This window comes from Burkholderia sp. BCC0397 (assembly GCF_902832865.1).
Taxonomy (GTDB): Bacteria; Pseudomonadota; Gammaproteobacteria; order Burkholderiales; family Burkholderiaceae; genus Burkholderia.
On record NZ_CADFDL010000002.1, the window covers coordinates 405,042 to 415,327 of the forward strand.

Consider the following 10,286-nt stretch of genomic DNA (forward strand, 5'->3'; position numbering starts at 1 on the left):
GCGCCATCGCCCGGTTCCGTACCGACCGACGCAGCCGCAAGGAGACCCCATGACCACGCGACCGGATATCGCGACCGCGCTCGATGCGCCCGATTCGGCGCTCGAGGAAGACGAGCAGCGCTTCGTGCATCAGATTCGCCAGCACGGGTGGTTCCGCACGGAAGTGTTCGCGGAAGGCGACGCGCCGGGCTTCTCGTTCACGACCGGGCTGTGGGTCAACCACGGTTTCCCGGAAATCATCGTGTTCTCGTTGCCGGCGCGCATCGTCCATGACGTGCTGTGGGACGTCTACCGGAAGGTCGCGGCCGGCACGCCGCCGCCGATCGGGGAAGTCACGGCCGCCGTCTACGGCAACGCGAACGCGCTGCTGATGCCGGTCGAGCCAGCCCACTACGAAGCCCATCTCGGCTGGAACCGCTGGTTCTACGGCAACGACGCGTTCCCGTGCGTCCAGTTGCTGTGGCCCGACCGCAACGGGGTTTTTCCATGGCAGCCGGAGGCGGACGATGCGTTGAACGCGGCGCAGCCGCGCCTGTTCGCATCGGGCGACGCGCGCCACTGACCGGCGCACCGGGTCGGACAGCGCGCCTGTCGCGATGCACGCGCGATCCGCGCGCCGGTCGTCAATCCGTTGCGCGCGCATCCATTTGCCTTATTGAAGGGGGCAGGTCAGCACCAGCTCATTGCAGTCGGCCCGGAATCGGCATAGCGCTTCCGGATGATCGTCAGCGCTCGAAGAGCGATCCCTTCATCCAGCTTCCGGTTGCCGAGGAACCCTCGCTTACGTGACGTCAATTCAACCCGCGCCCTATTGCTGGTATGGCTGAACTAGCCGCTCGACTTGGCGAACGCTCAGACAACACCGAGCCTCAAACTCTTCTCGACAGCTTGAGATCACTTTGAGTCGGTCGAGTTCGCGCATGGTTAGGTCACGACTCCCGCTGGATGCATGGCCGGCCCCACATGTCCGCATAAGCCAGCAGCCTGCAAGCTCATAAATGCGACATCTCTCTATGTCTAGACGACAACATTGTATAGAACCGCCACACTTTTTCCGACGCCATTGCTGATTATAAAAATTAGGATTCCAAACGCTATGCATTGTCATATCTAGGCAAGTGCAGAACGGGGTAAGCGAGCCACACTGCACCGGCGGTGACTTTCACTGGGTCCCAGAAGAGGTCTATCGGCACCGAATCCGAGTGCCCACCCCACAATCTTCGACCACGTAACCCTGCGCCTCGATTTCCGCCCGCAAGGCATCTGATCGTCCCCAGTCCCTACTGGCTCGGCTTGCCGTCCGTTCACGCAGCAGTTTACGAATCGGCTCAGGAATCGCTTCATTGTCGTCCGGACTCCATTGCATGAGGCACAGGCCTAGTACGGCGTCGACTGCGGCGAGGGTCGCCTTCTTGCGCGCATCGGGCAGCGTGCTTTTCAACAAGTCCCACACCATTGCCAGTCCGTTTGCCGTACTCAGATCGCGATTCACCTCTGCCCGGAATCGCCGGATGAAATCGGGATCGACGTCGCCTCCGGCCGGAAGCTCGAAGTACTTTTGACGGAGCCGGTTCAGCGCCGCGCTTGCGCCCTGCAACGCGCTCCAGGAAAAATTGAGGTGGCCGCGATAATGCGCGCCGAGGCATAGATAGCGAAAAGCGAGCGGATCGACGCCCTCGTCGATCAGCGATCGTAATCGCAGGAAATCGCCGCTCGATTTCGACATCTTCGTCTTGTCGACCTGCAGGAAATGACCGTGCAGCCAGAAATTCGCGAGCCGTGTGCCGTGACGAGCCTCGTTCTGCGCGATCTCGTTCGTATGGTGGACGGGAACGTGATCCTCGCCGCCGCAGTGGATATCGAACCATGGTCCGAGGTACTTGCACGACATCGCCGAACATTCGCTGTGCCATTCGGGAAATCCGGTTCCCCACGGGCTGGCCCATTCCATCTGGCGCTGCTCGTCCGCGCGGCTGAACTTCCAGAGCGCGAAGTCGGTTGCGCTGCGCTTTTCGCCCATCGAGACTCGCGCGCCGGCATCGAGTCCTGCCTTGTCGAGTCTGGCGAGATAGCCGTAACCCTCCTGCCGCGACGTGTCGAAATAGACGCCATCCTGCGTGCGGTAGGTAAACCCGCGCTCGTCGAGCGATTCGATCAGCGCGATCTGCTCTTTGATATGGTCGGTCGCCTTGCACCAGATCGTCGGTAGCTGGATATTGAGCAGCCCGAGATCAGTGATGAACGCCTCGGTGTAGCGTTCAGCGAGGGCCCAGGCCGACACGCCGCTGCGTCGGCTCCGACGCTCGACCTTGTCTTCGCCTTCATCCTGGTCGGACAGCAGATGGCCGACATCGGTGATATTGACGACATGGCGAACCGTATAGCCGTTGAATTCCAGGGTCCGGCGCAACAGATCCTCGAAGAGATAGGTTCTCAGATTGCCGATATGGGCATGGTCGTAGACGGTCGGGCCACAGCAATACAACCCGACCCAGTCCGCATGAATCGGACTGAACGGCCGCAGCGAGCGCTCCCAGGTGTCGTAAAGAAGAATTTCCATCGTATCGCGGTAAAGGGATAAGGAGGGCCGCGGCCGGCCCGATGGTCCAGGCCCGATGTCATGACGAATCGATCGGGCGCCGGCGCGGCAACCGGTAGGCCGCCGTGGATCAGCCGGACATCGTGTCAGTAACGGGCAGCGAATCGGTCCGGCCGGCCGGCCGCGGGTCCGGGGCCATGCGCGCGCCGAGTTCGGCTTCGATCCGGCGCAGCATGATCGAAGCGAAATCGACGATCGGCGTTCCCGGGCCGAAGATGTCCGCGACGCCGAGACGACGGAGTTCCGGATGGTCCGAGTCGGGAATCACGCCGCCGAGAAAGACGGGCAGCCGGTACGGCAGATGCTGGTCCATGCCGTCCATCAGGGCCGGAATCGAGACCCCGTGCCCTGCCGTCAGCGATGAGATGCCGATCGCGTGAACCTGTTCGCTGGACGCGATCCGAACCACTTCCTCGGCGGTCTGGAACAGTGTTCCCGTTACGACGGAAAAGCCCAGATCCTTAAGGGCGCCCGACACCACACCGATCCCACGGTCATGTCCGTCCTGGCCGAGCTTCGCCATCAGAACGCGCGGCGGACCACCGTGCGTGGCCGAGAACTGCGCGATCTCCGAGACGAGCCGTTGCCATCCGGCATCGTTCGCGAACTCACGTTCGTAGACGCCCGCAAGCACCTCCGTCCGAACCGAATACCGGCCCCACACGGCCTCGATCGCGGCGGAGATTTCGCCGACCGTCGCGCGAACGCGAGCCGCCTGGATCGCCGCATCGAGCAGGTTGCGCCGGCCACGGTCTGCCTGCCCGCGTGCGGCAGCGTCGCGCAACGCGGCCAGCGCGGCATCGACATCGCGCTGGCTGCGCGTCGCTTTCAGGCGCCGCAAGCGGTCGACCTGTTCCCCGCGCACCGCGCTGTTGTCGATCCTGCGCACCTTGGTCTCGCAGTCCGGGGTGTCGGGCCGGTATTTGTTGACACCGACGATCACATCCACGTTCGCGTCGATCCGCGCCTGCTTGCGCGACGCATCGTGGGCAATCTTGCGCTTGGCCCAGCCCGATTCGATCGCGCCGATCACGCCGCCGAGCTGTTCGATCTCGTCCATGACCTGCGTGACCTGGGTGACGATATCCTGGGTCAGCGATTCCATCATGTACGATCCGGCCCATGGATCGACCACGCTCGGGATCTGCGTTTCCTCGCGAATGATCAGTTGCGTGTTGCGCGCGAGGCGCGCCGAAAACTCGCTCGGCAACGCGATCGCCTCGTCGAGCGAGTTGGTGTGCAGCGACTGGGTGCCGCCGAACACGGCCGCCATTGCCTCGATCGTGGTGCGCACCACGTTGTTGTATGGCTCCTGCCGCGTCAGCGACCACCCCGAGGTCTGGCAGTGCGTGCGCAGCATGCGGGAGCGTTCGCTGGCCGGATTGAACTCGCCGACGAGTTGCCACCAGAGCTGGCGGGCGGCGCGCAACTTCGCGATCTCGAGGTAGAAGTTCATGCCGACCGCGAAGAAAAAGCTGAGCCTGCTCGCGAACGCGTCGATGGCGAGACCGCGCGCCAGCACGCCCTTCACGTACTCGCGCGCGTTGGCGAGCGTGAACGCCAGTTCGACCGTCGGCGACGCGCCCGCCTCATGCATGTGGTAGCCGGAGATCGAAATCGAATTGAACTTCTTGATGCGGGTCGCGCAGTATTCGATCACGTCGGTGGCGATCCGCATCGATGGGCGCACGGGGTAAATATAGGTGTTGCGCACCATGAACTCTTTCAGAATGTCGTTCTGAATCGTTCCGGTCAGCGCGGATTCCGCGACGCCCTGCTCCTCGGCCGCGACGATGAAGCAGGCCATGATCGGCAGCACGGCGCCGTTCATCGTCATCGAAACCGAAATCCTGTCGAGCGGTATGCCGTCGAACAGGACCTTCATGTCCTCCACGGAATCGATCGCGACGCCCGCCATCCCGACATCGGCGGCGACGCGGGCGTTGTCCGAGTCGTAGCCGCGATGGGTCGGCAGGTCGAAAGCGACCGAGATTCCGTCGACGCCGTCCCGCAGCGCGTTGCGATAGAACGCGTTCGACTCCTGCGCGGTTGAAAAGCCCGCGTATTGGCGGATCGTCCACGGACGCGTCGTGTACATCGTCTCGTACGGGCCGCGCAGATACGGTGGCGCGCCCGGCAAGGTGTCTTGAAACGGCAGCCCCGCCGTGTCCGCTGCGGTATACAACGGCTTCAGCCGGATCTGCTCCATCTCGCGTTGCAGCGCGGCGAGGTTCGGCGCTGCTGCCGGCGCGCCCGGGTCTCGATTGTCAGGCATGGTTGTTCCTCCAGTGGGACTTCGGGTGACGCGACGGCGCCGCTCACGCCGGCTGCCGGACGCGTTCGTCGCGGGCGTCGTGCCCGACAGCCGACACGGCCTCCACGAGCTCGATCAGGACGCCTTCACCGCCCAGCGGAAACTGCGCGCTGGCTGCCGGATGAATGAAGGCGACGCGCGCACCACCCGCGCCGCGCCGGATCCCGCCATCGGCAAATCGCACGCCTTTCGCGGCCAGCCACGCGACGGCCGCATCGAGGTCGCTGACGGCGAGGCCGATATGGTTGAGCGCGGGACGGGTCACGTCGGGTTTGCGCGCCGGGTCGAGCGGCTGCATCAGGTCGATCTCGACGGCACCGGCGCCCGCACCCGCGATCAGGATGTCCTCGTCCACGTTGTCGGCATCGCTGCGAAAGCGCTCCGCCACCGACAGCCCCAGCAGGTTCACCCACAGATTCGTCAGGCGCGCCTTGTCAGGCCCCCCGATCGCAACGTGATGCACGCCCAGGACCGTGAACGGCCGCGACGTCTCGCACGGCACCGGATGGGTCGCCTGGGCGGTCGCCATCCCGCGCAGATGCGCACCGACAAGCGCGAGCAGCGGCGCAGGCGACGCCTGCAGATAGAAGTGGTTGCCGTCGAGCAGGTGGTGCGAAAACGGGCCGCTCGTCACTTCCCGCCAGGCCAGCAATTCGGACTCGGTGACCTGCGGATCACGGTCGCCGGAAAACGCGACGATCTCGCAAGCGAGAGGCGGCCCGATCAGTGGCGTATAGCGCTCGTTCAATTCGAAATCGGCGCGCAGGCTTGGCGCAAACGTCTGGAAGATCCCGCGATCACGTAACACTTCCTCGGGAGTGCCGCCGAGTTCGGCGATCGCGTCGGCGAAAGCCGCGTCGTCGAGGCAGTGAACGGGCGGCCGCGGACTGCGCAGGTGGGGCGCCCGGCGTCCCGAGACGAGCAGTGAGCACGGCACCCGACCGAGCCCCGCCACGCGGCGCGCCACCTCGAACGCCACGATCGAGCCCATGCTGTGTCCGAACAGCGAGAATGGCCGGTCCAGATACGGCATCAGCGCATCGACGAGCGGATCGATCAGGTCCTCCATTCGGCGATAGGCACGCTCCCGCATCCGGGCCTCGCGCCCGGGCAGCAACACCGGGCACACTTCGATCTCGGGCCCGAATGCGGTGCGCCAGGGCGCATAGAGCGCCGTTCCGCCGCCCGCATGGGAAAAACAGATCAGCCGTGTCGTGGCGGTGTCGGAGTTGAGCGGACGCCCGCCGATCCAGCTTGGGGTCATGGGTAGGATTCCTGGGGAAGAGTAAAGATCTGGGATGAATTGATGCCGCCGAAGCCGAAGCTGTTGGACATCGCGGCAACCGCCCGGTGTTCGCGCGCATCCGCACCGACCCAGTCGAGGCGATCGTCGACGGGCGTGTCGAGCGCCGGATTGCCGTGCACGAACCCGGCGCGCATCTGCAGAACGAGCGCCACCGCTTCCAGCAATCCGGCGCTGGCCAGGCAATGACCGAACAGCGCCTTCGGCATGTTGATCGCCGGCCGGCAACCGGCCTCGGCGAACACCTCCGCGAGCGCCGTCGCCTCGATCCGGTCGCCGAGCACCGACGCGGTTCCATGTGCGCTGACGAGGTCGATCGCGGCGGCGTCGAGGCCCGCCTGCGACAGCGCGCGCCGCATCGCGCCTACCTCGCCCTGCACGCTCGGATTCGTCGAGCGGTTCGCGTCGAGCCCCATCGTCGCGGCGGCGAGGCGGGCAAGCGTCCGGCCACCGCGCGCGCGCACCGCCTCCTCGGGCTCGAGCACCATCGCAGCGCTGGCCTGGCCATAGACGAAGCCGGACGCCCCGCGGTCGAACGGCCGGCAGACACATTCGCCGGCCCGCGGCGCCGGGCCACGGTACATCGCGCCGGCTGCCGCCAGCGCCTGCAACTCGGTGCCCGACAGCATCATCGGCACGCCGGCCACAAGCACGGCATCGACCTCGCCACTGAGCAGCGCGCGCCGCGCATGCGCGAGCGCGATGCCGCCGCTCGCCGACGCACCGCCGATCGCATAGCCCTCGCCCCGGATGTCGAGCGCCTCGCTGATCGCCCCGACATGATCGGAGTCCATGAAATCGCTCGCGTAGCCGGGCCGCACCGCGCGCCCTTCCATCGCGCGCGACATCGACTCCGCGATACCTTGCTGGTCAAGATTCGACCCGCTTACGATCAGCGCGACACGATCGGCGGCGGCAAGCGAGCCCGACTGGCACCACGCCTGCGCGGCGGCCAGCAACGCGGCGCGGCGCGCCTGGCCGGCCCGATGCGCGTTTCGCTGCAGTCTGGCCGCCAGCGCGGCGTCGATGCCGAGCGCACCGGCATCGCGGGCGATGTCGCAATCGGGCAGCGGCGCGAGCGCGCTCGCCGGCAGGCCATGGGCGGCACCGGGCTCGATGCCGACTCGGCCGGCGCGCATGGCGTCGAGCAACGCCGCTGTCCCGAGACCGCATGCGCTGACCGCGCCGAGGCCCGTCACGGCGAGGGCAGGCGCGATCAATTGCGACGCCCGATGAAGCCGCACAGCAGCGCGACGAGGCCGCTCAGGTCGTGAACCGCACTGAATTCCGTTACGGGAATATCGAGCTGAAGATCATCGAGTGTCTTCCAGACGATATCCATGCGGTCGATGCTGTTGCAGCCGTAATCGGCCAGTTTCCCGGCGATCGACACCTGCGCGGGGTCGATGCCGGGCATGAAATCGGCAATATTGCCGGCGATCACCTGCAATACCGTGCTTTCCAGATCCTGTCCTGCCGGGATGGCGTGTTTCATGTTGTCGTACTCTCTCGTTGTCCGTCGAAGCGGCTAGATCCACTCGTAGTGGCGTTCGTAATCTGCGATCCGCGCGAGCGCGAGCAGCCTCGGCCGTCTGGCCGGCAGCAGCGGGATGTCGTCCTCGATGCGTACGGTGCGCGAACTGACGGGCGCGATCGCACCCAGCGTGGTCCGCAGCAGCGCCTCGTACTGTTCGAACGACACGAGCGTGCGTGCCGCCAGCGCATCGGCAATCGCGAACGGCTCGAGCGCGGCGCGCGAACGGGCATCGACGACCCCGCTCAGGAATTCCGACGAGCATCCCGAGCCGTACGCATAGAGCCCGACGCGAACCGGCGCGTCACCGTCGCGGTTTTCGATCAGACTGGCCAGCGCGAGGTAGAGCGACCCCGAGCACATGTTCCCCACCTGGCGCGGGTAGACCAGTGACGGCTGCAGGCGACATGCGAAGTCGTCGCGCAGCACCGCGGGATCGGACAGCCTCGCGACGTCGCGCATCATCTTCCGGTGCGCGGCCTGCACGATGCCGGCGAACGGCGTGTGCATGCACAGCTGCCCGAAGGTCGTCACGAAATCGGCCTCCGGCACGCGCGACTGATAGTCCTTGAAGCTGTTGCCGAGGCAGTCGAGATACGCGAACAGCGACTTGTCGACGTCGGCGATGTCCTGGGTCGGCAGCGGCCGCGCGGAATCCATCGTCTCGTAGCTGTAGAGGCCGAACGCGCCGCGATCGATCGTCAGGACCTCGGGCGCCTGGCCGAGCAGCATCGCCACCGCGCCGAAGCCGGTCGACGGCTCCGCATACCCGGCCCGCGCATCGACGAGCGAGATATCGGTCGCGATGACGAGCGCCTTGCCGCCGGGCGAGACGCCGGAGCCGAGGTAGCCGAGCGCCATCTGCAAGGCGGCCGTCGCGCCATAGCAGGCCTGCTTGACCTCGAGAAAGCGGCAGTGCGGCCCGAGCCCGAGATAGCGGTGCACGTATGACGCCAGCGACTTGCTGTAATCCACGCCCGACTCGCTCGACACGATCAGCATCTCGATCCGCTCGGCGGCTTCGCCGAGCTGTTCGATGATCGGCTTCGCCGCATTGACCGCGCTGGTGACCGGGTCCTCGAAGCCGAGGCCGAGCGAACGCCGATCCTGCTGGATGTTGCCGATCCGCTCCGGATCGAGACCACGCCCGCGGAACAGCTCGGCCACGTCGATCGCTGCGACGCCGGCATAAACGTTGAGTTTTTCGATGCCGACTTCGCTCATGCCGCCCCCTCCCGCAGCGTGGCCAACAGCACGATCAGCGTGTGCAGGTCCGGCACGTCGCTGAAACGCGACATCGCCACGTCAAGCCCGAAACGTTCGCGCAGTGACATGATGATCTCGACGCGGTCCACCGAATCGGCGCCCAGCTCCTTGAGATGCCGGCGCTCGTCGATGTCCGCCGCATTCAGCGCCGGCATGATGTCCAGCAGCACGCCATGGACCTGCTCGCGGGTATCCCGCAGCACGGTGTCGGATGGTACGGTCATGCCTTTTCCTCGCAACAGAGTTCGATGATCGCCAGCACGCGTCCACTGTCGCGCTCGCTGATGCCGATATCGAAGACTTCCCGGCCCGGCTGCGCCGGGACCTCGAAACGCCGTATCCGGATTGCCAGGCTCGCGCAGGCGTCCGCATTGGCAAGAAACAACACGCGCTGGGCGTGCACGACCCGGTCGAGAAACGACGCGTCGTCACGTCCTAGCTGGCGCCAGGCTTTCGCAAGCGCGCTGTCGGCGATCTCGAAATAGCTCGCGAAATAGAGCAGGCCGACGCCGTTCAGGTCGCGCCCCATGTCGACCTCGTAGGCCAGCCGCAGGTCGTCGCGCAGCAACAGCGTGCCGTCGTCGGGCGCGAAGCTGCCGCCGCGGCGCGCGGCGTCGTAGGCGGTGCGGGGCGACAGCTCGGGTGGCAGCCGGTCGAGATGCTGGTAGCGGAATCCGGACGGCGCCGCCGACTGCAGTTCACGGTTGCCCTGGCCGCGACGCTGGATCCACCGATTGAAGGTTTGCGCGTACAGGCAGCCGGGCAGCCGCGCGCGCAGCATCTCTTCCGCCGAGACGGTGGCCGGCAACTCGTGCGAGGCCGGCGCGAGCCGGTGGACGGTCAGAATCGATTCCGGGCCGAAGCCGTAGCAGCGCGACACCACCTGCAGCCGGTCGCCGAACGTCGGCACCCGCAGATGAAATGCCTGGTCGCCGATCAACTGGTAGTAGAAGAAAGACAGGTAGGTCGGCATGTTCAGCGCGTCGGTAGCGCGAAACGCATTCACGCCGCACAGGTGGCTGACCGCTTCCCAGGTCCAGTCACCGATCTGGCCGGCGAGGCGGGCGTTATGGCCGCACATCGCGGGCTTCACGGTGACGAAGCGCGACAGCGACTGGTCATCGATCCGCACCAGGGTGTCGGGTTCGAAACCGGCGAAAGTTTCCAATACGGTCATCGTTACAACACTCAATCAAGGGTTGTGGGAGGCTCATGAGGCCCGGGCCGCCGCAAAGGCAGCCCGGACTTCGCAAGCGGTGTCCGGTTGGCG

At 65.8% G+C, this 10,286-nt stretch carries 9 protein-coding genes; 1 reads left to right on the forward strand and 8 read right to left on the reverse strand.

Annotation, left to right across the window (positions count from 1 at the left end; translation table 11 throughout):
* Positions 1–49: 49 nt before the first annotated feature.
* The gene (locus HWX03_RS06930; RefSeq protein WP_175870785.1) at positions 50–562 is read left to right on the forward strand and encodes a DUF4262 domain-containing protein; all 513 of its coding nucleotides are present in this window, start codon (positions 50–52) and stop codon (positions 560–562) included.
* A gap of 621 nt (positions 563–1,183) precedes the next feature.
* On the opposite strand, the gene cysS is transcribed toward HWX03_RS06930, so the two are convergent.
* The 8 genes from cysS to HWX03_RS06975 form a co-directional block, all read right to left on the reverse strand.
* Positions 1,184–2,560 (reverse strand): cysteine--tRNA ligase, encoded by a 1,377-nt coding sequence (gene cysS, locus HWX03_RS06935; protein WP_175870786.1) that lies wholly within the window; start codon positions 2,558–2,560, stop codon positions 1,184–1,186.
* Between the two features lie 109 nt (positions 2,561–2,669).
* Positions 2,670–4,874 carry a methylmalonyl-CoA mutase gene (gene scpA / locus HWX03_RS06940; protein WP_175870787.1) on the reverse strand — a complete coding sequence of 735 codons (2,205 nt, stop codon included), beginning with the start codon at positions 4,872–4,874 and terminating at the stop codon, positions 2,670–2,672.
* Between the two features lie 43 nt (positions 4,875–4,917).
* Positions 4,918–6,177 (reverse strand): thioesterase domain-containing protein, encoded by a 1,260-nt coding sequence (locus tag HWX03_RS37310; protein WP_208456795.1) that lies wholly within the window; start codon positions 6,175–6,177, stop codon positions 4,918–4,920.
* Positions 6,174–7,436 carry a beta-ketoacyl synthase N-terminal-like domain-containing protein gene (locus HWX03_RS06955; protein WP_175870788.1) on the reverse strand — a complete coding sequence of 421 codons (1,263 nt, stop codon included), beginning with the start codon at positions 7,434–7,436 and terminating at the stop codon, positions 6,174–6,176. The genes HWX03_RS37310 and HWX03_RS06955 overlap by 4 nt, the downstream gene beginning before the upstream one ends.
* The gene (locus HWX03_RS06960; RefSeq protein WP_059615572.1) at positions 7,433–7,711 is read right to left on the reverse strand and encodes a phosphopantetheine-binding protein; all 279 of its coding nucleotides are present in this window, start codon (positions 7,709–7,711) and stop codon (positions 7,433–7,435) included. The genes HWX03_RS06955 and HWX03_RS06960 overlap by 4 nt, the downstream gene beginning before the upstream one ends.
* Positions 7,712–7,744: 33 nt before the next feature.
* Positions 7,745–8,974, reverse strand: a complete 1,230-nt coding sequence (locus HWX03_RS06965; RefSeq protein ID WP_175870789.1) for a hydroxymethylglutaryl-CoA synthase family protein — start codon at positions 8,972–8,974, stop codon at positions 7,745–7,747.
* Complete coding sequence (locus tag HWX03_RS06970; RefSeq protein ID WP_174429068.1) at positions 8,971–9,240, reverse strand: acyl carrier protein; 270 nt, start codon at positions 9,238–9,240, stop codon at positions 8,971–8,973. The genes HWX03_RS06965 and HWX03_RS06970 overlap by 4 nt, the downstream gene beginning before the upstream one ends.
* Entirely contained in the window at positions 9,237–10,193 is a 957-nt protein-coding gene (locus HWX03_RS06975; RefSeq protein ID WP_175870790.1) for an LnmK family bifunctional acyltransferase/decarboxylase, read from the reverse strand. Before HWX03_RS06975 ends, HWX03_RS06970 begins: the two co-directional genes overlap by 4 nt.
* Between the last annotated feature and the right edge of the window lie 93 nt (positions 10,194–10,286).

Excerpts from the sequence above, each read along its gene's own strand:
- HWX03_RS06930 (WP_175870785.1), top strand. The coding sequence starts at position 50 with ATGACCACGCGACCGGATATCGCGACCGCGCTCGATGCGCCCGATTCG.
- cysS (WP_175870786.1), bottom strand. The coding sequence starts at position 2,560 with ATGGAAATTCTTCTTTACGACACCTGGGAGCGCTCGCTGCGGCCGTTC.
- scpA (WP_175870787.1), bottom strand. The coding sequence starts at position 4,874 with ATGCCTGACAATCGAGACCCGGGCGCGCCGGCAGCAGCGCCGAACCTC.
- HWX03_RS37310 (WP_208456795.1), bottom strand. The coding sequence starts at position 6,177 with ATGACCCCAAGCTGGATCGGCGGGCGTCCGCTCAACTCCGACACCGCC.
- HWX03_RS06960 (WP_059615572.1), bottom strand. The coding sequence starts at position 7,711 with ATGAAACACGCCATCCCGGCAGGACAGGATCTGGAAAGCACGGTATTG.
- HWX03_RS06965 (WP_175870789.1), bottom strand. The coding sequence starts at position 8,974 with ATGAGCGAAGTCGGCATCGAAAAACTCAACGTTTATGCCGGCGTCGCA.
- HWX03_RS06970 (WP_174429068.1), bottom strand. The coding sequence starts at position 9,240 with ATGACCGTACCATCCGACACCGTGCTGCGGGATACCCGCGAGCAGGTC.
- HWX03_RS06975 (WP_175870790.1), bottom strand. The coding sequence starts at position 10,193 with ATGACCGTATTGGAAACTTTCGCCGGTTTCGAACCCGACACCCTGGTG.